This window comes from Chryseobacterium sp. HMWF035 (genome assembly GCF_003094695.1).
Taxonomy (GTDB): Bacteria; Bacteroidota; Bacteroidia; order Flavobacteriales; family Weeksellaceae; genus Chryseobacterium; species Chryseobacterium gambrini.
The window spans coordinates 13,994-40,387 of the sequence record NZ_QEHP01000014.1 but is presented as its reverse complement, the minus strand read 5'-3'; the positions used below and the strand labels follow the sequence as shown (position 1 = coordinate 40,387).

General features: G+C 36.9%; 20 protein-coding genes. 4 read left to right on the top strand and 16 right to left on the bottom strand.

The window, feature by feature from the left end:
- Positions 1–144: 144 nt before the first annotated feature.
- The 11 genes from priA to DD829_RS02000 all read right to left on the bottom strand — a co-directional run bounded on the left by priA (position 145) and on the right by DD829_RS02000 (position 16,157).
- Positions 145–2,592 (bottom strand): primosomal protein N', encoded by a 2,448-nt coding sequence (gene priA / locus DD829_RS02050; protein WP_116547470.1) that lies wholly within the window; start codon positions 2,590–2,592, stop codon positions 145–147.
- A gap of 808 nt (positions 2,593–3,400) precedes the next feature.
- Positions 3,401–4,315: an AEC family transporter gene (locus tag DD829_RS02045; RefSeq protein ID WP_108409931.1), complete on the bottom strand. Its 915-nt coding sequence runs from the start codon at positions 4,313–4,315 to the stop codon at positions 3,401–3,403.
- A gap of 199 nt (positions 4,316–4,514) precedes the next feature.
- A complete protein-coding gene (locus DD829_RS02040; RefSeq protein WP_108409930.1) occupies positions 4,515–6,995 on the bottom strand; it encodes a beta-mannosidase in 2,481 nt (826 codons plus the stop codon).
- 144 nt (positions 6,996–7,139) lie between these two features.
- A complete protein-coding gene (locus DD829_RS02035; protein WP_108409929.1) occupies positions 7,140–7,802 on the bottom strand; it encodes a copper homeostasis protein CutC in 663 nt (220 codons plus the stop codon).
- Positions 7,803–7,886: 84 nt separating this feature from the next.
- Positions 7,887–8,882, bottom strand: coding sequence for an isoaspartyl peptidase/L-asparaginase family protein (locus DD829_RS02030; RefSeq protein WP_108409928.1), 996 nt, complete (start codon positions 8,880–8,882; stop codon positions 7,887–7,889).
- Positions 8,883–8,979: 97 nt separating this feature from the next.
- The gene (locus DD829_RS02025) at positions 8,980–9,462 is read right to left on the bottom strand and encodes a DUF6691 family protein (RefSeq protein ID WP_108409927.1); all 483 of its coding nucleotides are present in this window, start codon (positions 9,460–9,462) and stop codon (positions 8,980–8,982) included.
- Between the two features lie 9 nt (positions 9,463–9,471).
- Positions 9,472–10,035 (bottom strand): YeeE/YedE family protein, encoded by a 564-nt coding sequence (locus DD829_RS02020; RefSeq protein WP_108409926.1) that lies wholly within the window; start codon positions 10,033–10,035, stop codon positions 9,472–9,474.
- 217 nt (positions 10,036–10,252) lie between these two features.
- Positions 10,253–11,665 carry an MBL fold metallo-hydrolase gene (locus tag DD829_RS02015; RefSeq protein ID WP_108409925.1) on the bottom strand — a complete coding sequence of 471 codons (1,413 nt, stop codon included), beginning with the start codon at positions 11,663–11,665 and terminating at the stop codon, positions 10,253–10,255.
- Positions 11,666–12,216: 551 nt separating this feature from the next.
- Entirely contained in the window at positions 12,217–13,011 is a 795-nt protein-coding gene (locus tag DD829_RS02010) for a sulfite exporter TauE/SafE family protein (protein ID WP_108409924.1), read from the bottom strand.
- Positions 13,012–13,240: 229 nt separating this feature from the next.
- Positions 13,241–13,870, bottom strand: a complete 630-nt coding sequence (locus DD829_RS02005) for a Crp/Fnr family transcriptional regulator (RefSeq protein ID WP_108409923.1) — start codon at positions 13,868–13,870, stop codon at positions 13,241–13,243.
- Positions 13,871–13,886: 16 nt separating this feature from the next.
- Entirely contained in the window at positions 13,887–16,157 is a 2,271-nt protein-coding gene (locus DD829_RS02000) for a beta-N-acetylhexosaminidase (protein ID WP_108409922.1), read from the bottom strand.
- Positions 16,158–16,260: 103 nt separating this feature from the next.
- On the opposite strand from DD829_RS02000, the gene DD829_RS01995 reads away from it, so the two are divergent.
- On the top strand, positions 16,261–17,070 hold the full coding sequence (locus tag DD829_RS01995; protein WP_108409921.1) for a DUF4197 domain-containing protein: 810 nt from the start codon (positions 16,261–16,263) through the stop codon (positions 17,068–17,070).
- A 114-nt stretch (positions 17,071–17,184) separates the two neighbouring features.
- Here the strand turns inward: DD829_RS01995 and DD829_RS01990 are convergent, their stop codons facing one another.
- On the bottom strand, positions 17,185–17,613 hold the full coding sequence (locus tag DD829_RS01990; protein ID WP_076393162.1) for a CBS domain-containing protein: 429 nt from the start codon (positions 17,611–17,613) through the stop codon (positions 17,185–17,187).
- Positions 17,614–17,995: 382 nt separating this feature from the next.
- On the opposite strand from DD829_RS01990, the gene DD829_RS01985 reads away from it, so the two are divergent.
- A complete protein-coding gene (locus DD829_RS01985) occupies positions 17,996–18,676 on the top strand; it encodes an outer membrane beta-barrel protein (RefSeq protein ID WP_108410452.1) in 681 nt (226 codons plus the stop codon).
- A gap of 100 nt (positions 18,677–18,776) precedes the next feature.
- On the opposite strand, the gene DD829_RS01980 is transcribed toward DD829_RS01985, so the two are convergent.
- Entirely contained in the window at positions 18,777–19,430 is a 654-nt protein-coding gene (locus DD829_RS01980) for a CoA transferase subunit B (protein WP_108410453.1), read from the bottom strand.
- Between the two features lie 122 nt (positions 19,431–19,552).
- Between DD829_RS01980 and DD829_RS01975 the strand changes: the two genes are divergently transcribed.
- Positions 19,553–21,346, top strand: a complete 1,794-nt coding sequence (locus DD829_RS01975; RefSeq protein ID WP_108410454.1) for an ABC transporter ATP-binding protein — start codon at positions 19,553–19,555, stop codon at positions 21,344–21,346.
- 163 nt (positions 21,347–21,509) lie between these two features.
- Here the strand turns inward: DD829_RS01975 and DD829_RS01970 are convergent, their stop codons facing one another.
- Complete coding sequence (locus DD829_RS01970; protein WP_123906781.1) at positions 21,510–22,031, bottom strand: hypothetical protein; 522 nt, start codon at positions 22,029–22,031, stop codon at positions 21,510–21,512.
- 111 nt (positions 22,032–22,142) lie between these two features.
- Positions 22,143–22,844, bottom strand: a complete 702-nt coding sequence (locus DD829_RS01965; protein WP_029297233.1) for a CoA transferase subunit A — start codon at positions 22,842–22,844, stop codon at positions 22,143–22,145.
- A 130-nt stretch (positions 22,845–22,974) separates the two neighbouring features.
- Here DD829_RS01965 and DD829_RS01960 point away from each other — a divergent pair, with 130 nt between their 5' ends.
- On the top strand, positions 22,975–23,352 hold the full coding sequence (locus DD829_RS01960; RefSeq protein ID WP_108411048.1) for a hypothetical protein: 378 nt from the start codon (positions 22,975–22,977) through the stop codon (positions 23,350–23,352).
- 287 nt (positions 23,353–23,639) lie between these two features.
- Here DD829_RS01960 and DD829_RS01955 read toward each other — a convergent pair whose 3' ends face one another.
- On the bottom strand, positions 23,640–26,378 hold the full coding sequence (locus DD829_RS01955; protein ID WP_108411049.1) for a fibronectin type III domain-containing protein: 2,739 nt from the start codon (positions 26,376–26,378) through the stop codon (positions 23,640–23,642).
- Between the last annotated feature and the right edge of the window lie 16 nt (positions 26,379–26,394).

The window sequence follows — 26,394 nt, the reverse complement described above, 5'->3', positions numbered from 1 at the left end:
TATAGTTTGGATGGTTTAAAAATCAACGGGTTAAATTGAAATGCAAAACACCAAACATATAATCAACGATCAAATGTAGAAAATATTGTTGTATGGCAGTTCAGTAGACTATTATAAAAAGAGTATAAAGTTTGTTAAAAATTGTTAAAAATCTACAAAAACGTCTTTTCTGATGCTGTGATACGCTGTAATTTCATCAAATTCTTTCAGACTTGCTAAAACCCTTTTTTTATACTCTTCATACTTTTTACCTTTGGGAAGTTTTAGCATGATCTGGAACTGATAGAGATTGTTAAGTCGCGCAATCTGAGCTTTTTCCGGACCCAGAACACAATCTTCGGGAAGATATTTTCTAAGGATGGATCCTAAAAACTGGGAAGCGCGGTTGGCTTTATCCTCTCTCCTGTGCTTCAGTTCTATCATAATCAGCTTTGTAAAAGGCGGATAATGGAATTTCTGGCGTTCCGTTAAAATATATTTATAGATTTTCGCCGGACTATTCATTTTAATTAACTGAAAAACAGAATGATCCGGATTAAAAGTCTGTATTAACACTTTTCCTTTTCCGGAAACTCTTCCCGCTCTTCCGGAAACCTGAGTAATGAGTTGATAAGCTCTTTCTTCTGCTCTGAAATCCTGAACATATAACAAGGAATCGGCTTTTGGAATGGCAACCAGCTCGATGTGATCAAAATCCAGACCTTTTGAGATCATTTGAGTCCCGACAACGATATCGGTCTCCCGATCTTCAATTTTTTCGTATAATTTTTCGTAGGCAAATTTCTTTCTCATGGAATCCACATCCATTCGGTCCACTTCATGATCGGGAAATAATTTAGATACTTCTTCATGGATCTGCTCTACTCCAACTCCTCTTTCGTTCAGGTTTTCGGAATGACATTTCGGGCAAACCTTGGGTTTGGATGCTCTCTGTCCGCAGTAATGACATTTCATTTCGTTGGCAGCTTTGTGATACGTCATTACTACATCGCAATTGGAACAGTAGTTCACGTAACCGCAGGTTTCGCATTCCACAACATTGGCGTAACCGCGGCGGTTATGGAGAACAATCGTCTGATTTTTTTCCTCGATCACTTTTTTAATCTCGTCAATCAACTGCAAAGAAAAATTTCCGGATACTTTTTTGGATTCCTGAGCTTCTTTGAAATTAATGAGTTCATATTCAGGAAGATTGACATTTCCAAAGCGCTCTTCCAGAAAAACGTATTTCATTTTATCTTTTCTGGCGTTGTAATAGCTTTCCACAGAAGGTGTTGCAGATCCTAAAATGACTTTTGCCCCATAAAAATTTCCAAAAACCAGTGCCGCATCTTTTGCATTGAAATAAGGAGAAACCTCTCTCGGACGGTACGCAGAATCATGTTCTTCATCCACAATAACCAACCCGACATTCTGAAAAGGTAAAAACAAAGAATTTCGTGTTCCGATTAAAACTTTAATATCATTCTGCCTGATTCTTCTCCAGACTTCCACCCTCTCAAAATCCGTAAGTTTCTGATGGTAAAACCCAAGTTGTCTTCCGTATTTTTTTTCTAATCGTTGAGTGATCTGTTTGGTTAAAGAAATTTCGGGAAGTAAAAACAGCACATTTTTTCCTTCGCTGATGCATTCTTCTATCTTCTCTAAATAAATATGTGTTTTTCCGGAAGAAGTTACTCCGTGAAGCAGAACATTTTTTCCTTCTTCAAAGGCTTCATCCACTTCATTTTTCGCTTCTTTCTGGGCTTCCGAAAGTTCTTCGATCTCTTCTATTTCACCTTCATAACTTTCAATGCGGTCTTTTTGCATATAATATTCTTCTACCAGATTTTTATCTGCCAAAGCCTTAAAGTGCGAACTTCCGAAATATCCGTCTTCAAAAAGTTCTGATTTTTTGATGGGCAAATCAGGATTTTCGGTCTGCTTTTCTAAAATATGGAGGAAAAGGTCTTTCTGCTTTTGCGCTCTTTTTAAGGATAAAAGTATTTCTGTAAGATTTTGACGCTGTAAAACCTCATCATTGATTTTTACGTACGCAATTTCTTTCGCTCTGTATTTTTCGGCAATTTTTTCGTCGATTTCAATGTACTGCAAATCGATTAAAGAATTGACGGTTTTAATGATATCTTTCTTTGGAATAAATGCTTCAATATCAGTCAGATTAATCAATTGCCGTACTTCCAAAGCCTGAATGAGATACATTTCGTTAACATCAAGGTTTTCAAAGTCAACTTTTACATTCGGCTTCAGCTTGAGGTAGGTTTCACTTTCAAGTTTCAAAGACGAAGGAAAAGCAAAACGGTAAATTTCTCCCAAACCGCACAAATAATAGTCGGAAAGCCAGTTCCAGAAGTTAATCTGCTCCTGCGGAACAATCGGCTGATCGTCGAGAAGACTGATGACTTCTTTTGCTACGAAAGTTTCAGGCGCATTGTTGTGAAGTTCAAAAACAATTCCCGTATAGATTTTTTTGCCGCCAAAAGGAACCAAAACTCTCATTCCTGTCTGAATTCGTGTTTGCAGTTCTTCGGGAACTTTATAAGTGAAAGATCCTTTTAGGTTTAACGGTAAAACAATCTGGGCGTAATTCAAGGGAAAAATTTAAAGTGTAAAATTAATTTTTTCTTTTGTGAACTGCAATTTTTTTGATGGTGTGTTTTTATGGGATACTTTTAAGCGCAATGACCGCTAAGATTTTCTTTAAATGATTATATATATTTTTTCGTTCGCAAAGGCGTTTGACTCAGCAAATGAGATGAAATATTTAAAGCTTATTATCAAAAAGAGTTTTGCTCCTTTGGGAGCGGAATCTGTGTAGAAATAAGAATAAATCTATCCATCAATCCGTAGGATTGATATCTGTAAATACGATAAATTGTCTAAAGATAGCGTTCCTACGGAACGCCAAACGCCTTCGAATATGATGTCTACACAGATAAAACTCTATAGAGTTTTCTACCATTTTACTTTAAACAATTTTTATAAAAATGAACATCAAGTTTGTCGTTCTGAAAGAATCTAAACCATACAAAAGTTTCAAAATTAATCGGTTCAATTGGAGATTATTTCGTCGCGCTGCTCGTCGCCATGAGTTTTATTTAGCCCGGATTGCAACGACATCCTTTTGGGTTGCGGGCGGAGCGAAGCGGAGCCCGTAACCCAAAAGATACAGTGGAAAGCCGGAAAAAGCTCCAAAAAAAATGTTGAAGCGTTTGAGAGTTTAAGAGAGTTAAGTTTTAGTCCAATGTGAAAATTCATAATCAAAATTGATTTTAACCGAAATTTAGCATACGTTTTGGCTAAAGCCAATTGTTATCTTAATCATTAAAATAGGATAAATCCCTATTGATGTTTTTGTATAGTTTTTACACTAAACTCACATTAAAAATAATAATGTCCATTATCCATTAAAAAAATAATCGATAATGTAAAACCAGATTGCGGAAGTAAAAAAAGCCGCAATAATACTGAAGCCGATCGTTAAATTGGTAAGTTTTGTATTTAATCGGTACTGCTCCGCAATAATGCTTGAGGTAACGACTGTAGGCATTGCCGATTCGAAGATGGTAATTCTGGCAATATTTCCTTTTATTCCGAGTAAAAGTGCTAATCCGAGCGTTATTGCCGGAGCCAGAATAAGTTTGTAAAACATGGAAACCGACATTTGGGGAATCAGTTTTTTCCAGCCATTGAATTTCAGTTGTAATCCGACTGAAAATAAAGCCAACGGACTAACTGTGGCTGCTAATTTATCGAAAAAAGGTTCTGCAGGAGTGAAATCAACGAATTGAGACAGAATCAATGCAGCGACACAGCCAATTAAAGGCGGAAAGGTAACGAGTCTTTTCAGAATAAATGCAGCGCTGATCTTTCCGGATTTGCTTCCGCCTTTTAAAGCGGCAATAATTCCTAATGTTGAAAGTGCAAAAAACATGGTCTGATCACAGATAATGGCAATACTCAGTAAACTTTCTCCGTAAAAAGCTGAAATGAGCGGAAAACCGATAAACGAAGTATTGCTGTAGCCGCTTACGAGTTCCAGAGTGCTTCGGGAACGCCGTGAATAGCCTTTGCTTCTGCTGTAAAACATCATAAAGAAAAAGCAGAAAACCGCTGTAAGAAAAGTTGCCACCACCGGAAACAGCATTTCTGCCGACCAGTGAACTTTCGGTAAATATTTGAATGAAACCGCCGGAAGTGCAAGATAGAGAATCCAGGTGTTGATTCCCTTATGCGCATCGGGATGGATGGATTTTGTTGCTTTGAAAACCATTCCCGCGATAATACACACTGCAATCAGAACAAAATTTACCATAGTTTTGAATTATTGTGCAAATTTACGGTTGATTTCTTTTTAATCGCTTATTTCCCATTATCAAAAAACTTTATTTTTGTCATTCTGACGAAGGAAGAATCTATTGCATTGGCTACAAAGTATTTTTAATTACGATTCTGAACTCCGTTTGTAAACTTTCTGTATATATTCAGAATAGCAGCTTTATATAAATCCAATATCAATTCATCGTATCAAACAAGCTCATTACCTCTATTTTCTCCAATTGTTTTGAAAGGGTAATTCTTTTGGATGTTTTTGGAAGCAAATCGAAAAAATTATCGCTGAAATGGGTATCTCCTATCAGATAAACGTCTTTTGCCAAAACATCTGTGGAAATTTCAATTTCAGTGGCAGATATTTTCCTGATTTTGAGGTTGGGTTTTGTTAATTTTAAATCTTTTGGCTTTGCAAAGAAATAGTTGCTTTCGGCAATTATTTTTTCATCTTTTCCTCTTAAAATTACATTTAAAAACAGTTCATTTTTATCAGCCTCACCGACTAGTTCATTGATAGATGAAGAATCAAACTTTACAGCTCCTTCCCAATTTTGTTTCGGAGTTGAAACTGCAGCAAGAATATTCTCACCTTTAAAATTATTAACTTCAAACTCTAAGCTTACGTCTTTAATTGTATCAGATCCGTCATTAATTCCGTAAAAATTTAGAATTCCCTCCTTTTCTTCCACTAAAATCACCTGATTTTCAAAGCTCCTTTTCACCTGATAATGCAGCGCTTTCCAGTTTCCTGAATAATCTATGGAAGACCATGAAACGACAGGCCAACAATCGTTGAGTTGCCAGTATAAAGTTCCCATATTGTAAGGTTTTGCTCTGCGGTGCGCTTCAATGGCAATCTGCATTCCGCGAGACTGAAGCAACTGCGAAACATAATTGTATTTCACAAAATCTGTCGGAACGATATAATCACGCTTCATGTAATTTTCAATAATTTCCCAGCCTCTGGAATGCTTTTCATGAGCTTTTATGGTTCCATTTTGTAAGCTTAAATCAGGATTTCCTGAAAACATGGATTTTGTAGTTTCCAATGTTGGCATTCCCTGAAAACCATATTCTGAAGCAAAACGCGGAACTTTTTCATTGTAAATTTCAAACGGCTGTTCTCCCCACCAAACGCCCCAATAATGGGAATCGCCTTCCGTAAGGCTTTCTTTATGTCCCCATCCGATGGACGGTGAGCTTTCCCAATAGATTTGCTTATCGGAAGACGCATATTTCTGAATGGAATTGGGAATTACTTCATGAAAAATTTTCTTATAATCTTTCCAGACCTGCAGCGAATCTTCCTTTGAATATTTAAACTGTTTCTGATAACCCCAATTGACGATCGCTTCATCGATTTCGTTATTTCCGCACCACAACGCCAGAGAAGGATGATTCTGAAGCCTTTCGATCTGATCTTTTACTTCAAGTTCAACATTTTTCTGAAAGTTTTCATCGGACGGATAAAAGCTCCCTGCAAACATAAAATCCTGCCAAACCAAAATTCCATTTTCGTCGCAGGCTTTGTAGAATTCGTCATCTTCATAAATTCCGCCGCCCCAGACACGGATCATATTCATGTTGGCTTCTTTGCAGTCTTTGATGAGTTTTTGGTATTTTTCTTTGGTCATTCTCGGAGAAAAGCTGTCGCCCGGAATCCAATTGGTTCCTTTCGCATACATTGGTTTTCCGTTTACTTTGAAATAAAACGATTTTCCTTTTGCATCTTTTTCCTGAATTAATTCCACTGTTCTCAGTCCGATTTTTTCAGATTTTTCAGCAATTATTTTTGAATCTTTTTGTAAAGAAACTTTGATATCATATAAGTTCGGATCGCCCCAACCGTTGGGTTGCCATAATTTCGGATTTTGAATCTGATAAGGAATTGAAATTAAATTCAATCCGGATTTTAAAGAAATATTTTGAGATTTTCCGTTAATTGAAAAACTGTATTTCCCTTCTTCTTTAGTGAAAATTTCAGCATGAATATTTAAATCTGCTTTTTGCTTTGTTAAAATTTTTTGTTCGATTTTTACATGACCTAGCCTCGCAATGTTCCAGAAATTCAATTTAACGTCTTTCCAGATTCCTGCCGTCACTAATCTTGGTCCCCAATCCCAACCGAACTGATATTGCGCTTTTCTCACAAAACTTCTCGGAGATTCCGGCATGGTGAAAGGAACTTTTTGGGCTAATTCTTTTCCGACATTTACCGCAGATCTGAATTTTACCTGTAAAATATTTTCACCGTTCTTTAAACTTTGTCTAACCGGAATTGTCCATTTTCTGAACATATTGTCTGTCGATTGAATCAATTTCCCATTTAAATAAATCTCGGAAAACGTATCCAATCCATTAAAAATCAATTCAATATTTTGATTTTCCAAATCCTTTGAGGAAATGTTAAATGAAGTCTGATAATCCCAGTCTTCATTTTCTATCCATTGTACTTTTTTTTCATTTTCATCTTTATAAGGATCGGGAATGATCTTGTTATTCATCAAATCCAAATGAACAGTTCCCGGAACAGAAGCAGTCAACCAATTATTCTCTTTGGAATTTTTGAATTTCCATTTTTCAGAGGATAAATTACGCTCTGAAGTTTGTGCGTTGGTCAAGATTTGTATGAAAAGGAAAGTAAAAAGTATGGATTTTTTCATTAATAGATTGATTATTAGTAAAATTCAAACGCTTACTTTGTCATTCTGACGAAGGAAGAATCTCAACATTTATATTTAGATTCTTCACTCCACTCCGTTTCATTCAGAATGACAAACTTGATATATATTTTTTAGTTGGAAAATTTATTTATTCTTCAAAGCAACAATCTCTTCAGCATTCGCAAAAGTTCCACCGTCCGTAATTGCGGAAGAATGAAAATATCCGGCTTTGGTAAATTCCCGTATTTCCTGAATATTGGATGACCGAAGTCCGCCACCGACAAGAATTTCTATTCTGCCACTGGATAACTCTACTAATCTTTTAAGATTTTCCTTTCCTTCCGAAACATTGGGTTTCTGTCCTGAAGTCAGAATGGTTGTAAAGCCGCATTCAATAACTTTTTCCAATGATTTTTCTAAATCTTTTGCACGGTCAAAAGCACGATGAAATGTACATGGATAAGGTTTTGCCAGTTCAACCAAAATTTTATTCTGTTCACTATTCACCTCATCATTTTCATCCAGAATTCCGAATACGAAACCGTCTACGTTTAAAGATTTTAATTGAATCAGATCTGATTTCATCTGCTCAAATTCTTCATCAGTGTACGTGAAATCTCCACCACGAGGACGAACCATCACAAAGATTGGAATATTGATTTTTCCACGAAGTTGTTGTACGGTTTCAAAATCAGGCGTGGTTCCGCCTTCGCTTAATCCGTCACACAATTCTATTCGGTCTGCACCGTTTTCAAAAGCGATTAATGCAGATTCCGGATTGAAGCACGCTATTTCTATTTTTGACATTTTTTTAATCTAAGTTTTGGCTAAAGCCAATGGATTTTTTATTTTGAAAAACGGGCTAAAGCCCGTTCCTATTGATGATTACATCTATTTTAATGCAAAACCTGGTTTTTCCAGACGGTTTCCTTTCTGGTCATACACCGCAAAATTAAACCCATCCTGAATACAGTAGGAGCCATATTCTCCTTTTTTATTAAGGGCAATAAAACCCACCTGAATATCCTTCAGATTTTTATTTCTACGCTGTGTAATTTTTACAATTCTTTCAACAGCTTCTTTACAAGCCTGTTGCGGCGTTCTTCCCTGTCTCATTAATTCTACCACCAAATGCGTTCCTACAGTTCGGATCACTTCTTCACCATGACCGGTTGCTGTTGCTGCACCCACCTCATTATCAACAAACAAACCTGCACCAATAATCGGAGAGTCTCCTACTCTTCCGTGCATTTTGAAAGCCATTCCGCTCGTTGTACACGCACCTGAAAGATTTCCGTTCGCATCCAGAGCGATCATTCCGATTGTATCGTGATTTTCGATATTGACGATCGGTTGATATTTACTGTCTTTCAGCCATTCTTTCCACTCTTTTTCGGATTCGGGAGTGAGAATATTTTCTTTTTTGAATCCCTGCGAAACGGCAAACTGCAAAGCTCCATCTCCAACCAGCATTACGTGAGGTGTTTTTTCCATTACTGCCCTTGCTACGGAAATCGGATTTTTAATATTTTCAAGACAGGCAACAGAACCGATATTGTAATTTTCGTCCATAATACAGGCATCCAAAGTAACTCTTCCGTCTCTGTCGGGACGACCGCCATAACCTACACTTCTCTCTTCCGGATCATTTTCCACAAGGCGGACTCCTTTTTCCACTGCATCCAAAGCTCTTCCTCCTTTTCCGAGAATCGTCCAGGCTTCTTCATTGGCTTTTAAACCGAAATTCCATGTGGAAAGAACGATCGGCTTATTAATGACTGTATTGTTGTTTTCAGGCTGATTTTTAGCTAACAGATCCAACGGATTTACCGCTAAAGCCAGTGAAGCGACGGCAGATTTTTTCAGAAACTTTCTTCTACTTTGCATACTCAGATTTATTTGGCTCCAAATTAAGGATTTTTCGCATGAAGATGAAATAAAAAAAGCGGTAGATTTTCTACCGCTCAAATGATTTTATTGAAAATTAATGAGGTAATTTTTCCCTGAAATATCCATACACCCAAGTTCCGAAAATGGCACTCAGCAAAGTAATGATTACGGCAAAGGCTCCGGTTCCGATCTGTGCAAAAAGCGGTCCGGGACAGGCTCCTGTTATGGCCCATCCAAATCCGAAGATCAGTCCGCCATAAATTTGTCCTTTATTAAATTTCTTCGGAGCAATAGAAATTTTTTCGCCATAAATGGTTTTGATATTAAATTTTTTAATGATCAATACGGAAATCATTCCTGTTAGAATAGCGCTTCCGATAACGCCGTACATATGAAAAGACTGTAACCGGAACATTTCCTGAATCCTGAACCAGCTTATAATTTCTGCTTTTACAAATACAATTCCGAACAATATTCCAACGATCATGTATTTTAAATTGTGATACCATTTGTGCTTGAGCTGACTTTCGTTGGTACAAATGCTGTCCTGATGTCTTCTATCTTTTTCCTGTGTCATTTTTTTTATTTAAAGTGAAAGAATTATAGGCAGAATAACATTTGCCATTAAAAAGCCTCCTGCCATAAAGCAGATTGTTGCAATCAAGGAAGCGCCCTGAAGGTTGGAAAGTCCCATGATGGCGTGTCCGCTTGTACATCCTCCCGCGTAACGCGTCCCGAAACCTACCAAAAAGCCACCGACCACCATCATAATAAATCCTCTTACTGTAAAAAGACTGGTAAAATTCATGAGCTGTGTCGGAACGAGATTGCTGTAATCTGTAATTCCGTAGGCTGCTAATTCTGTTTTGAGATTCTGGTTAACGGTAATTTCTTGTGGATTCATTAAAAATTGGGACGCAATGATTCCGCCTAAAAAAATTCCGAAAACGAAAAATAAATTCCAGAGTTCTTTTTTCCAGTCGTATTTAAAAAAGCCGATATTTGCAGGAATACAGGCTGCACAGATATGTCTGAGCGATGAACTGATCCCGAAAGATTTGTTTCCCAAAATCAGCAAAGCCGGAACAGTAAGCCCGATTAACGGTCCTGCAACGTACCACGGCCAAGGTTCTTTTATGATTTCTAACATTAAGTATTTGTATTAAAACTGTTTTATATTCTGATTAATGATTTTAACGTGAGTTTGATGTAAAGATTGCAAATAAAATCGACTTCAGCAGAAATTGACCTATTTTTTGGATTTAAACGCCAAGAGCGCTAAGTTTTCTTTTCAAAATAACTCTGTTGATTTTTATTCTGCCTGATTTTGGATCTCCAAAGATCTTTTGTCTCTTTCTTTGTTAAATCTATTTTAAAATTTTACTCTGACAAACAAAATCACTTACCGGAATGTCTGTTTGAGAAATTGCGCTGAACCCGCCTTCAATTTCACTAAAATTGCGGTAGCCTCTTGCCTGAAGAATACTTGCAGCCATCATACTTCTGTAACCTCCTGCACAGTGAAGATAGAAATGTTCTGCCGGATCGATTGAACTGATCCATTCGTTGATGTATGCCAAAGGTTTGTTGAATGCTTCATCTATATGTTCTGCATTGTACTCACTCTCTTTTCGGACATCAATAATTTTCGCTTCTTTTTCTTTAATTTCCTGTTCGAATTGCTGTGCGGAAATTCTGTTAACGGAATCGGTTTCTTTACCGCTGTCTTTCCATGCGTTGAAACTTCCTTTTAAAAATCCGAGAACATTGTCAAATCCTACACGGCTTAATCGGATCACGGTTTCTTCCTCTTCGTTTTCGTTGGTTATGAGCAGAATCGGCTGTTTTACATCCACAATCAAAGCTCCGACCCAAGGTGCAAAATCGCCATTCAGTCCGATATTAATGGATTGCGGAACAAATCCTCTTGCAAAATCTTCATTGTTTCTTACGTCCAAAATCAAAGCCCCGGAATGTTCTGCCATTTCTTCAAATTTGTCAGGAGAAAACGCCTGTAAACCTTTTACCAAGACCTCATCGAAACTGTCGTACCCTTTTTTATTCATTGCCACATTCATTCCAAAATACGCAGGAGGCGGAAGAAGTCCGTCTGTAACCGCTTTGATGAAACTTTCCTTATCTTTCTGATTCAAGGCGTAATTGGTTTTCTTCTGGTTTCCCAATGAATCTACTGTTTCTTTCTGCATATTTTTTCCGCATGCAGAACCCGCTCCGTGTGCCGGATAAACGGTAATATCGTCATTCAAAGGTAAAATTTTGTAGTACAGACTTTCATAAAGCAAACCGGCAAGTTCTTCCTGCGTCATGTTTGCTGCTTTCTGCGCCAGATCGGGACGGCCTACATCGCCTAAAAACAAGGTATCTCCGCTGAAAAGTGCCGTTTCTTTTCCGTTTTCGTCAATCAGAAGAAAAGATGAACTTTCCATGGTATGACCGGGTGTGTGCAGAACTTTTATGGTTATATTTCCTACCTCAAAAACCTGATTGTCTTCTGCAATAATGGCTTCAAATTCAGGTTTTGCAGTCGGTCCGTAAACAATGGATGCATTTGTTTTTTTGCTTAAATCTAAATGTCCGCTTACAAAATCTGCGTGAAAGTGGGTTTCAAAAATGTATTTCAGCGTAACATTATCTTTTTTAAGACGGTCAATATAAGGCTGCGTTTCTCTTAATGGATCTATGATTGCCGCTTCACCGTTAGAAACAATGTAATAAGCGCCCTGCGCTAAACATCCTGTATAAATCTGTTCTATTTTCATTTTTTATGATTTTAAATTTTACTTATTTTTTCTGATACAAATTTCTTGGTTTGGGATTTTCTGTACCGCTACTTTTGTTACAGAAGGGGTTTTATTTTTTGAACGCAAAGACCACGGAGTTTTTTTAAATACACATTTTTTTTAGTTTCACAAAGCCGCTAAAGCTTATAAGAGATTGAATTTCATGGTTATTCTAAAATTAACTTTAAGTACAAGTTTTGGCTAAAGCCCATTGTTTTCTTGATTATTAAAATGGGCTGAAGCCCATTCCTATTGATACTTTTGTACTGTTTTTACATCAAACTCACGTTAAAACACTATGTACTCAAGATTTTTTGACTACTATGCTTTTTGAGTGTCATAAAGATGCTAACACTTTTAAATGATTGGACTTTAGGATATTATATTTTCTACATTCAGAAATTTAAACTTTGATACTTTTTACCCCGAATCTTTCGCAGCCCGACCTGAGTGGAGCTCTTTTTGTGGAGCGCAACGGAACAAAAAAGCGGGAACGGAGGGCGGAAACAGCTGCCCTAATAAAGAAAAAACTACAAAAAAAGTTCTTTAACGACGATGTAAATTCCCATCACAAGAATGAACCATCCGAATGCAGGTTTGAGTTTTTTTCCGTCGATTTTTTTAGATAACTGCGAACCGATGATGATGCCTACAATGGCAATTGATGAAATGGTGGTTAATAATTTCCAATCGATTTTCACAGCATTCATTGATGAGAAAAATCCGATGAGCGAATTAAGCGAAATGATAACCAGCGAAGTTCCGATGGCTGCTTTCATTGGGGTTTTGAGGAGATTAACAAGAGCAGGAATGATCATAAATCCGCCTCCTGCTCCGACTAAACCTGTTAAAATTCCGACAACAGATCCTTCTCCTGCAGCCAAAAGGGTACTGTTTTTCTGTAAATCTGATGTTTCGGTAACACAATCTGTAGTTTTCTGAATCATTTTGTAGGAAGCTAAAATCATTAATCCCGCAAAAATTAAAAGCAACAAAATATCTTTCGTTACCACAAAGTTGCCGACCGTAACAACTTCATCGGGAATTAAGGGTACAATATAATTTCTTGTCAGGAAAATGGAAATAATGGACGGAATGCCGAAAACAAGTGCGGTTTTAAAATTCACCAATCCTTTTTTAAAATAGGAAACTGAACCGACCACACTGCTGATTCCGACAATAAATAGGGAATATTCTGTTGCCAGAAAAGCATCTAACCCGAAAAGGTAAACCAAAACGGGAACGGTAAGAATGCTTCCGCCACCACCGATTAAACCTAACGAAATTCCTATTAAAACAGAAGCGAGATATCCAAAAATTTCCATGTTTTCAACTTTATGATGCAAAATTGAAGATATTGGGAAAGGTGTACCGCTACTTTTGTTACAGAAGGATTTTTTATAGCGTGTTTTTTAAGTTTGCGAACTTGTAAGATTTTTTGATCGCGAAGTTCACGAAGATTTTTTTGACTACTAAATGTTTTTAAGTTCGCGAAGCTACTTCGACAAGCTCAGCATAAACTATTCACTTAGATAAGATCGCAAAGAGATTTGTCTAATCTTCTAAAATCATAATTTTATTTCGTCCGAGCTGGAGTTTTCCGGAATCTTCGAGTTGTTTCAGGAGTCGGGAAACGACGACTCTGGCGGTTCCTAGTTCATTGGCAAGCTGTTCGTGGGTGATTATGATGGTTTTGGAATTCAGAATTTCAGATTTTTTATGGAGAAGATTCAGCAGTCTTTCATCTACTTTTTTGAAAGCGATCGCATTGATGATATCCAAGAGTTCTTCAAAACGTTTATGGTACAACCTGAAAATATAATCGAGCCATTCCGGATATTCCTTAATAAACAATGAAACCTTGTCTACAGGCAGAAACAGAATTTCGGTATCTTCTTCTACTTCCGCTTTTACGATGCTTTTTTCATTATGCATTCCGCCCAGAAAAGACATGATGCAGCTTTCTCCTGCTTTGATGTAGTACAGAAGAATTTCCCTCCCGTCTTCTTCGGTGCGGATCACCTTCATCATCCCTTTCATCACAATCGGAATGGAACGGATGGACGAATTTTCATCGAGAATAATATCACCTTCCTCATAGGTTTTTGTAACTCCGTATCTGTAAAGCTTTTCCACCAGTTCCGGAGAGGAAGTAAATTCTGAAGAAAGCACTGAATCCTGCATAATAAAATTTCTAAGACTAATTTACGCCAATTTCGTCAACAAAAAGCCACGCTTTAGAATCCGCACCCGGATTTCCGGCAGGAATAATGCCTGCATTTTCTATTTTAATCTTAATGTATTTTGAATTCTGACTTCCTGCATTCACTTTAATTTTTCCTTGTGATGAAAGGATTTCTTCTTTTCCGATTTCTTTGATTAATTTAAAATCTGTTCCGTTTTCAGACACAAAAATCTGGGCAGATTTTGCGAAATGAATCCAGCTTCCTTTGTTGTCTAAAGTATTAAAGTACACCTCTGAAAACTGAGTTTTTTGTCCGAAATCAATCGTTGCTACCACATCTTTTCCATTAAAACCGAGCCATGTTTTTCCCAGTTGTTTTTGGTTTCCAGTAATTCCGTCGACTAAAGTAAAAGCTCCGCCAAAAGAATAATTTTCGCTCGGTTGTTCTTCCAAAGTGATTTTTTTGCCTGTTGTCTTGGATATCGTGAAACTTTGTGAAGATATGGCACTTTTCAGTTTTCCGTTTTCGAAATAAGCCGATTTAACCGTCATTGATTTTGAAATCTGAACAGGATTTTTATAGGTCTGAGAATTGGCAGAAGGATCTGTTCCGTCCACTGTATATCGTATTCCATCCAGATTTTGTGAGGTTGAAAGTTCGTAAGCTACTCCATTTTCAGAAGAAATTACTTTCCCTGAAACATTGTAAATGCTTTTGGCGTAATTCACACCCATTTTATCCAGATTTCTGAATTCATTTACTACTCTTCCTTCAAATTCCTTATAATTTTTAGGATCAGCAGTTCCCCATCCCACTTCAGAAAGCGCCAGTAATCTCGGGAAAATCATATACTGAACGTGTTTGAAATCGAGAATATACTCCGTCCATAAATTTGCCTGAACTCCTAAAATATATTTTGCCTGTTCAGCATTCAGTTCTTCGGGAATCGGATTGTAAGAATAGACCTTATCCAAAGGCGTAAATCCTCCGAAAGCATTGGGTTCCGTCGCCGGATCTCCCTGATAATGATCAAAATAACAGTAAGAACCGGGAGTCATAACGGCAAAATGACCGGATTTGGCAGCTTCAACCCCGCCTTTAATTCCTGTCCAGCTCATAACTGCGGCATTCGGAGCCAGTCCGCCTTCAAGAATTTCGTCCCAACCGATAATTTTTCTGCCTTTTGAATTCACATATTTTTCAATTCTTTGGATAAAATAGCTTTGCAGACCATGCTCATCTTTCAGGTTATTTTTTTTGATTAATTCCTGACAATGAGGGCATTCTTTCCATCTTGTTTTCGGACATTCATCGCCTCCGATGTGGATGTATTGCGAAGGAAAAAGTGCAATTACCTCATCTAAAACGTTTTCTAAAAAGGTAAAAGTTTCGTCTTTCGGACAGAAAACATCATCAAAAACGCCCCATTTTGTGGCAGGTTCGAAAGATCCTTTTGTACAGGCTAAATCCGGATAGGCGGACAATGCAGCTAAAGCGTGACCCGGCATTTCAATTTCTGGAACTATGGTAATATGTCTTTCCTGAGCGTATTTTACGACTTCTTTAATCTGATCCTGCGTATAAAAATAAGGTCCGTAAGGTTTTCCGTCGAAGGTATTATCAACATACGCTCCGATCATCGATTCTTTACGTTTTGAACCGATCTGCGTTAATTTCGGATATTTTTTGATCTCAATTCTCCAACCCTGATCGTCGGTTAAATGCCAGTGGAAAGTATTGAGTTTGTACATCGCAAGATAATCGATGTATTGTTTTACTTCTTCAACGGTGAAAAAATGTCTTGAAACGTCCAAATGCATTCCTCTCCATTGAAATTTTGGGGAATCCTGGATTTCGAGAGCGGGAATTTTTCCGTCTTCTGAAGTTTTTATTAATTGTAAAAGAGTTTGAATGCCTTGAAAAAGACCTTCAGGGTTCTTTCCAATAACCATCATCATTTCGTTGCTGATATTTATAATGTAATTTGAATTAAACTCTCGTTTATTATCAATTTTTAAATCTTTATTTAACAGTAGCGAAATAAAATTTGGCTTTGTTTTTTTTATGTTTTGAGATGAATTTTTTGGATAGATTTTTTTAAAATTATCCATAAAATATTTGTATTCATTCGATTTTTTGTCTCCCACGAAAAGTGTATTCCCGCTTACCTCGAAATTCCCTGTTTTTAATTCAACCTTTTGCGGATAGGGAATTAAATTTAATCTGGTTTGAGTAAAAAAAAGACTTGAAAAAAGCACAGAAAGTACCAGTAAAAAACGCTGCATTTTGTGAGTTTAAGATTAAGCGAATATACTTATTTTCTGAAAATTTTTAAACGTAATTTAACTTATTAAATAAGAAAACATCTAATTTTGTAAAAAATAAACGATGAGAAAAACATTTCTATTGGTGGGCGGACTTTTATTTTCTGTTTCTGCACATGCACAGATTTTAGATGTTATAAAATCTACCGTGAAAGATCAGACGGGAATTGATCTTAACAATCCAAAAGTTCCTGCTCAAACCAGCGGAACAGCAACCACTCCAAAAACGACTACAACCACATCTCCAATCAACCTCGGAAGTCTTACTTCAACGCAGATTTCTTCGGGACTAAAGGAAGCATTAAGTCTGGGTGTGAATGAAGGCGTGAAAAAATTAGGTGTAACGGACGGTTTCCTGAAAAATGAAGCTGTAAAAATCTTAATGCCGGAAAAACTGAGAAAAATCGACACTACTTTACGCTCTATCGGGTTGGGAAGTCTTGCCGATCAGGGCGTGAAATTGCTGAACAGAGCTGCGGAAGATGCCGTAACGGAAGCTGCCCCGATCTTTACAAAAGCGATTACTTCAATGACGATCACGGATGCTAAAAATATTTTACTGGGAAGTAATAATGCAGCGACAAACTATTTACAGACTAAAACTCAATCGCAATTATTTACAGCGTTTCAGCCAAAAGTAAAAGCTTCACTGGGAAAAGTGGGAGCCGATAAAGTCTGGAGCAATATTATTTCTAAATACAATACTTTTACAGGACAGGCTGTAACTACAGATCTTAATGAATATGTAACCACAGAAACCATTAACGGAGTTTTCAAAATGGTAGCAGAAAAAGAAAGCGGAATCCGAAATACTCCCGCCATGAGAACCACAAGTATTTTGCAGAAGGTTTTCGGAGCGCAGGACGGCAAATAATTTAAAATCTAATCCCTTCAAAATGTCCGGTTTTGAAGGGATTAATTCATGATAATCTGTTAATTGTCTGCTTAATATCCGATATCAAAATAAAGCAGAAGTACTATCTGTAATTTAATATTGTTTCAATAAATATTTTAAAATATCTGTGGTAGTTACAATCCCTTTCAGTTCTCCATTTTCCACTACAGGAATAGAATGAAAGCTCTGTTCAGATAAAATTTCCACCACTTCTTTAATGGTTGTATTGGGTTCTACAATCATCGGGCTTTTCGTCATCACCTGCGAAATGCTGAAAATATCATATACTACGGCAGAAACTCCATCTGTTTCAACATCCTCTGCTTCTTCCACATCTGCATAGCTGATTTTCAATAAATCGGAATAGCTTAATACTCCCAGCAGTTTTTTATCTTCCACAACAGGAATGTGTCTTATTTTGTGATTCTTAAATAATTTTTCGGCATCATACAGTGTATTCGAAACATTAAGAGTTATTAAGTCTTTCGTCATGATCTGAGATACAGGAATTCTTTGTTTCATAATATTCAAAATTTAAATTGTTTTTAAAGAAATCACTTACTAAACTCCATTTTGCATACTCAAAGTTAGCGAACAAACTGTTGTTTTTAGAATTCCGGAGTATGATAAAAGTTAGCTTCTTCAATAAAAAAAATGAATATTGATTTTATGAATAATAATTGAAAATTCAATTCATATTTTAAATATATAAAATTTAAAATAAACAATTATTAATTAAAAATAACATAATAAAAATGCTTAATATACCGTAAATTTAAAAATAAAATTTATATTTTTTAGCAAAAATGATAAATATCAAAATGACAAATATCAGCGAAAATCATCACAAAAAAAGATGAATACCCCCTAAATTTGATCGTGTTAAATAAATAAAATTAGGAACATGAAAAAAATGTTATTAGCTGGCTCTACGATAATAATGGGGCTATGCAACGCACAGGAAAAGCAAGAAGGTCTAAAAGGAACTTGGTTTGCAACTGCACAATTTGGCTATCAAAGCACAAATGACGGTTCGGAAACCGGTAAATCGTCCAGTACTACGATTCTTCCTCTCGCCGGTTATTTTGTGGGGCCTTCCACTGCCGTAGGAATTGCAGCAGGAAATATTGGTGTAAAATCTCAAAATCAGGTTGCGGATAATGTAACTTTAAAAACGAATCTTATGGTGGTGGAACCTCTGGCAAGAAAATACTGGAATATACACGGAGGACTTTTCTTTTTCGGGCAACTTGCAGTTCCTATCATTTCAGGAAAAACAAAAATGACAGCAAACGGACAATCTGTACCGAATAGTGATATCAAGGTAAATCAGATAGGGCTGGCTGTTTCCGGAGGATTAGATTATGTTCTCACCAAAAATTTTACGGTAGAATTTTCTTATAATCTGGCTAATCTTTCATATACAACAATTAAAAACTATCCGGGAACAACAAAAGATATTAAAACAACAGATTTTTCTCTGGCTCATGTTGCCACTGTAGTACCGGATTATAATAAGGCGGTATTCGGACCTAACGGAAATGCAATCTCTACGCTGTCTTTCGGTTTTAAATTTTTATTTTAAAGAAATCTGAAGATATTTTATAGGCTCATAGGTTTGAATGAAATAAATGAAGCTTAACAAAAAAGCTGTTTCAGACAATTGAAACAGCTTTTATTTTTTATCAGAACTGCATTTCCGGAATTTCTCCTTCAATAATCAGATCAGCTTCTGTAGATTGTATGATGTGCTCCACAGAAACTCCCGGAGCTCTTTCAATAAGTTTAAAACCTTGAGGAGTAACATCTAAAACGGCTAATTCGGTAACTACTCTTTTCACGCAGTTTACTCCGGTTAATGGAAGCGTACATTTTTTAAGTATTTTACTTTCTCCTGCTTTGTTTACGTGCATCATCGCAACGATAATATTTTCCGCCGAAGCTACCAGATCCATTGCTCCGCCCATTCCTTTCACCATTTTCCCCGGAATTTTCCAGTTGGCAATATCTCCGTTTTCGGCAACTTCCATCGCTCCTAAAATGGTAAGATCTACTTTCTGTGCTCTGATCATCCCGAAACTGAACGCCGAATCGAAGAAGGAACCTCCGTCTAAAATCGTGATCGTCTGTTTTCCTGCATTAATGACATCTGCATCTTCTTCTCCTTCAAAAGGAAAGGGCCCCATTCCCAAAACTCCGTTCTCACTCTGGAACTCTACCGAAAGATTGTCCGGAACGTAGTTGGCAACCAATGTGGGAATTCCGATTCCTAAATTTACATAATATCCGTCTTTTACTTCTCTTGAAATTCTTTGTGCAATTTGTTCTTTAGTCAGCATAGCTTAATCTTATCCCGCCAAATTAGCCATTTTTTCAGAATTACGAAATAATTTTCTTTCTTATCCTATGATAAATTTTGAAAGGCAAATTGTCGTAGATTTGTAATCTTTTAATTTAAACGATGAAAATTTTATTACATTACCTCAAACCTTATAAATGGCTGATTATTATATCGCTTATTTTAGCGGCTGTAAATCAGGTTTTTTCTTTGTTTGCACCTGCGATTACAGGAAACATATTAGACAAACTTGTAACCCATCCCAATTTTTTTGATAAAGAGAAAACTCTTCCCCGAAATATGGAAGACTATCTTTACGGAACTGATATCTATCATGGTGTTTTTTACTTTTTAGGACTTTTAATCGGTACTGCGATGATCAGCCGTGTTGCCAAAGCGTTTCAGGATTATGTGGTGAATGTGATTATTCAGAAATTTGGGGCTAAAATATTCACGGACGGTCTGAAGCATTCGATGAGGCTTCCTTTTCAGGAATTTGAAGACCAGAGAAGCGGTGAAACACTTTCCATTTTAACGAAAGTACGTGAAGATTCTGTAAAGTTTATCAATAATTTCATTAATGTCTTTTTTGGAATTCTGGTGAGTATTATTTTCGTTTCTGTGTACGCGATTCGTCTGCACTGGTCGATTATGCCGGTTTATGTAGTGGGAATTATTTTTATTGCAGTGGTAACGAATTTATTAAGCAAGAGAATAAAAACCATTCAGAAAAATATTGTTACCGAAACAACCAATCTTGCGGGAAGTACCACGGAAAGTCTCAGAAATATTGAGATTGTAAAAAGTCTGGGACTGACCAATCAGGAAGTTGAACGTCTGAACAACAATACCTATAAAATTCTGAATCTGGAACTGAGAAAGGTAAAAAGTATCCGTTCCCTGAGTTTTGTACAGGGAACTCTGGTTAATTTTTTACAGCAGATCATCACATTTACGTTGTTGTTATTAATTTTTAAAAATATTGTAACTCCAGGACAGTATTTATCGTTAATGTTTTACGGATTCTTTATTTTCGGACCTATGCAGGAAATCGGAAACATCATCATTTCTTACCGTGAAGCTCAGGCTTCGCTGAATAATTTCGACCGGGTGATGAAAAAAGAAGTGGAACCGAAACCTTTAACGCCGAAGAAAATCGGAGCTATTGAGGAGCTTGAGTTTGAAAAAGTTTCTTTTCAGCATCAGACTGCGCATTATAAGGCTTTAAGTTCTATTTCCTTTAATGTAAAAAACGGAGAAACCATTGCTTTTGTGGGACCAAGCGGTTCGGGAAAAAGTACTCTGGTAAAACTGTTGGTGGGATTGTACAGACCGCAGGAAGGCTCTATTTTATACAACAATATCAACGGAAAGGAATTTGATTTTGATGAACTGAGAAACCAGATCGGATTTGTAACGCAGGACACTCAGCTTTTTGCTGGAACTATTAAAGAAAATCTTTTGTTTGTAAATCCTTCTGCAACGGAAGAAGATTTGCAACTGGCTTTAAAAAAATCAAGCTGTACCGCGCTTTTGGAACGTGCTGAAAACGGGATTAATACCGTGATCGGAGAAGGCGGACTAAAACTAAGCGGTGGTGAAAAGCAGAGAATTGCGATTGCAAGAGCATTACTGAGAAAACCTCATTTACTGATCTTTGATGAAGCCACTTCTGCACTGGACAGTATTACCGAAGAGGAAATTACCACAACCATTAAAGAAATTTCAAAGGAAAAAGAGCAGATTACGGTTCTTATTGCACACCGTTTAAGCACGATTATGCACGCCGACAGAATTTACGTTTTAGAACGCGGACAAATTGTAGAAACCGGCTCTCATCTTAATCTTATTGAAGAAAAAGGTTTGTATTATGCCATGTGGAGACAGCAGATCGGGGAAAGAAAAACTTTGGTGTAGATGAGATGGAAGTTTATATGATTGTGAGATTCTTCACTTTGTTCAGAATGACAATTAGGCTTTTATAACTAAAATAAATTACCCCGAATGTTGATTTCGGGGTATTATTTTGTAATCCAGAGTATTACTTCAGCTCGTCCTTTATGAAAATTGAACGAAGTCTTTACTGATATTTTAAAATTTGTAGATCAAAATTATCTCCGTTCACTACATATCCTACTTTTACTATCAGAATTTCTTTTAAATTATCTCCATCAATATCTTTTAAAATGACTCCAATAAGATAGCTTACTGATAACTCAATTGTTTTATAAATCTTTTTTGCATGATCTTTTACTACAATTTTTATTTCAGAATTATGATCCGGATAATAGTCAAAATTTATTTCTAATTTGTTTTCTTTATCTAAAAATGATTTCTTTACTTTTTTATTCTCAAATTTTGAAATAACTAAACCCTGTTTATCCATTAATCCGGCTCGATTTAAATTGCTTACCATTTCTGTTGTACTTTCAATCAGCAAAGTCGGATTTGAATTGTATAATTCTTTAAGCTGTCTCTCGGATAAATTCTCGTGCCCAACGTATGATCTCCGAAATTCTAAAGTTGCAAATTCTTTGATTTGATGTTGAGATTCCTTTTTTATGCCGTTTAATGAAGTTTCCACTTTCTTATCTTTTACCATCTTGTTTTCTTTACAGGAAAACACGAACAGAAAAGCAATGATTGAAATAAGCCGTATCATTATTGAGCAATATGCATGAACAAATTATAAACGTTTATAATTTTCTTATAATTAATCTCTTTTTCTAACGGTTCTCTGCTCGATTCTTTTTTCGAATTTTTCACCCTGAAAAATTCTCTGAATCATGATTCCCGGAATGTGAATCTGGTTAGGATCCAATTCTCCCGGCTCTACCAATTCTTCTACTTCTGCAATCGTAATTTTTCCTGCTCCCGCCATCGGATGATTAAAATTTCTTGCCGATCCTTTGAAGATTAGGTTTCCGGCGTGATCTCCTTTCCATGCTTTTACAATTGAGAAGTCCGCTTCATAAGCATATTCCAGAATGTGGGGTTTTCCTTTGAAATCTTTTACTTCTTTTCCTTCCGCTACTTCCGTCCCGAAACCTGCCGGTGTGTAAAAAGCGGGAATTCCAGCCTGTGCCGCTCTGCATTTTTCTGCCAAAGTTCCCTGTGGAGTTAGTTCCACTTCCAGTTCTCCTGAAAGCATCTGTCTTTCGAATTCTGCATTTTCTCCCACATAAGACGAAATCATTTTTTTGATCTGTCTTTTGTGAAGCAGTAATCCCAAACCGAAATCGTCTACTCCGGCGTTGTTTGAAATACAGGTTAAGTCTTTTACATCACTCTCTACCAAGGCATTAATTGAGTTTTCAGGAATTCCGCAAAGTCCGAATCCGCCTAACATTAATGTCATTCCGTCTTTAATGCCTTCGATGGCTTCCTTTGCATTTTTTACTCTTTTATCTATCATGAAATATTAGATTTTTCTGTTGGCTAAATTTAATAATTTTTCTCATATATCCGGTGTTCAGGATTTTTTGATTTTTTTCGTGGTCTGAAATTTGGATAGTCTACATCATCACCCCACAAATATCTATATTATGGAAGCAAAAAATATTTCAAGAATTGCACTCGGCGCATTTCTTATTACCGCAGGAATAGGACATCTTACTTTCGCAAGGAAAGAGTTTCAGGCGCAGGTTCCGGAATGGGTTCCTCTGGATAAAGATGATACTGTTATTTATTCGGGAGTTGCTGAAATCGCTTTAGGAACGGCAATGATCGCAACGCCTAAAAAATACAGAAAAAATATGGGAAGAATTGTTGCGGGATTTTTCGCGGCTGTTTTTCCCGGGAATATTGCCCAATACAAGAACAGAAGGGATTCTTTTGGACTAAACACGGATAATCAGAGATTGGGAAGACTTTTTATGCAGGCTCCGCTGATTGCATGGGCACTGAAATCTACTGATAATTGATTTTTGAATGTCAAATATTGAGCTACGGAGAATGTTTTAGCCCAGATTGAGCGGCATGTCTGAGCTCTTTTTTTGTTTTCGGCGGCTGCTTCGCAGCCGCCGAAAACAAAAAAAAGCGAGTAGCGAAAGCTGGAAACAGCTCCAATTTGAATGATTGACAATTGATAATTGATGATTGATAATTGATGAGCAATGGGTCAATATATCATTGATGTGAAAATTACCAAAATAACAAAAACGGACTTTTCTAAGCCCGTTTTGTTGTTTTATATGAAAAATGAAGTGTCTTACTGAATGACTAATTTTAAGGTAAATAATTTTCTTGTGTATACTTTTACAAAATACACTCCTTTCGGAAGATTTTCATTCACCAAAGAAAAACGCTGGTTATTTACATTTTTCGACTGATATAAAAGGTCTCCGTTGGCAGAAAGAAGTTCTATTTTTTCGATCGGATAATCACTTTTGATGAAAGTCGGTTCACCCGGTTTTGTAGGATTCGGATAAAGCACCACATTTTTTTCTGTACTTTTTGTTTCTTCTGTTCCTAAAGTTGTTCCGGTTACCTGAAACTGAACTCTGTTTGAAACTTCCGTGTAAGAATCGTTGGTAAACATCACCATATAATAATTTCCCGGCGTTGCAGGAACTGCTGTTCCGGTGATTGTTTTGGTTCCCTGTGTAATTCCGTCAAAATAAGTATACGAAACAAACTGATCATCCGGAACCGAAATATTCTGAGGATAAATTCCGAGCCAGTCTTTGATGATTCCCGGAGAATCCGTCCATGAAGCGGTGATATTTTCCCCTAAACTGTAAACCGGCTTGTTGATCCAAAGTTCGGTTACCACATCCCCTACTTTAAAGAAAACTTTCTCGCCAACCGTTGTATAACCGTCTTCCAAAAAGTACTGTGCATAATAATATCCTTTGGCAAGTCCTGTAAAATTAAGCGTTCCCGAAGCGGTTGTTACATAGCTCCACTGTGTAGAATTTATGGTTCCGGGCGTGTGTCCCATTTTATAAATTCCGATCCAGTCTTTGTTTAGATTCGGTCCGTTGGAGAAATTTACGGTTACAGTTCCTCCTACAGGATAAACATCTGAAGTTGTGCTTAAATTAACTTTCGGACCTACGTAGAAATTTTTTCTCGGTGTAATTTCCGTGTAACCATTATTGGCAAAAAATCCTGCAAAATACTGACCTTTGGCAGCAATTCCGTTCGGAAAAGTGGCTGTTCCTGCGGTTTGTCCGTTAGTGTACATGAAAGCCTGAGAAGTGACGGCAGAAGGATTCTGTCCTTTTTTATAAATTCCTACCCAGTCCTGATTATTTCCGGGACCGTCTGTAAAATTGGCAATAATGGGCTCGTTTTGAAGATATTCTGTTTTGTTCAAAGTAAATGTAGGGTTAGAAATTACACTTCCGGTTACTGTAAACTGTTTCACATCACTCCAGTCGCTCCACTCCATATTGCGGTCTCTGTAACGCACTTTTACATAATAGTTTCCGTTGGTTATTGAGTTGGCGGCAATGGTCGCTTTGGTAATGTCTACTCCTGCATTCAGGTTTTTCGTGACATCGGGAGTTCCATTTCCGTCTTTTCCGAACCAGTTTTCGTAATCTCTGTAAAATTCTTTTTCAATAATAGAAAAATCGGCAGCTTTACTAATTAAAAACTGAGTGGTATTCAGCAATTCTCCGTTTGAGCTTGAAAATGCACTTCCGTTTAAAGTTAACGGTAAAGTAACTGGCGCCGTAAATGTATTGGAAATGGAAGGTTTTGCTGGTTTTGGCTGGTTTTTATAGCGGTGGAACGTATCAATCAGCTCATTATATTTTTTATGATAAACCCCTCCGATAGAATAGGATTCCACATCTACTTTTCCTGAGTTTACATCTACTTCCACAATTTGATAAGTCCAGTCTGTTAATGTTTTCTGAACATCATCAAAATCCTGTTCCGTCGACATTCCCCAGTACTGATCCCATGCAACTCCACCGGAAATAATCTGGTAATTGGGTGTATTTTTCAACTGACCTCTGTGGTATAAATGGTGATGCGCTCCGACGTGCATTAAATACTTTGAAGAAGTGGTTAAAAGCGGAACTGCACTGTTTCTTACCCACGTAGAAATATCTCCTACATATTGTTCCGCCTGATACGGTCTGTGGCTAAGAGAAATGATCCAGTCGACCGTAGAATCGCCGTTTGCAGCATTTAATACCTGTTGCAGCCAAGTCATTTGCGCAGAACCGGTATGTTCGGAACTCAAACTTATAAACAAAACGTTTCCAGCCTGTTGCGCATAGTAATTTTCGTTTCCTGAGCTAATGTTTTTATACTGAATTTCATCGATGTAAAAATGTGCATAATAGGAATTCATTCCCATACTTCCGTATGTTTCATGGTTTCCCACTGTAGTCTGAATCGGAAGATAAGGCGATAAATTAATGTTTTTCTTGAAATGAACATTTTCGTAATGATCCAGAGTTCCCACATCTACCTGATCTCCTACCATGAAGGTTAAAGCAATATTATCTGAAGGATCGGAAGCTGCGCCGAATTTTTCCTTTAATTTTTTATACGCATTTAAAGTTAAGGTATCGTATCTCGGTTCTGCTTTAATCTGATTATCCCCCATGATAAGGAAACGGATTTTTCCGTTGGCTGTTGCCGCCTGTCCCGGTAAAGGAAGTGTCCGGAAATTATACACCGCAGATTCGCTGGTTCCTGTTTTAATCTTATAATAGTATTTTGTGTTAGGCTGAAGATTGGCAATTTTTGCGGTGTGGTAAAAATAATTGTTGTTATATCCTGTATCTGAAAAAATATTCGTTGTTCCTGTGAATGTAACATTCAGATTGGTGGGGCTGGTTCCGTAAAAAACGGTGGTTTCATTATTGGAAGAGGTTTTCCAGTTGATGATCATGGAAGTTGGTGTAGGATTTTGTAAGTAAGGATACAAAGCCTGCCCAAAAACCATCTGGACGACGAAGAGGAAAAAGAAAAAATAATGTTTCATTTTTAGTTTACTTTTT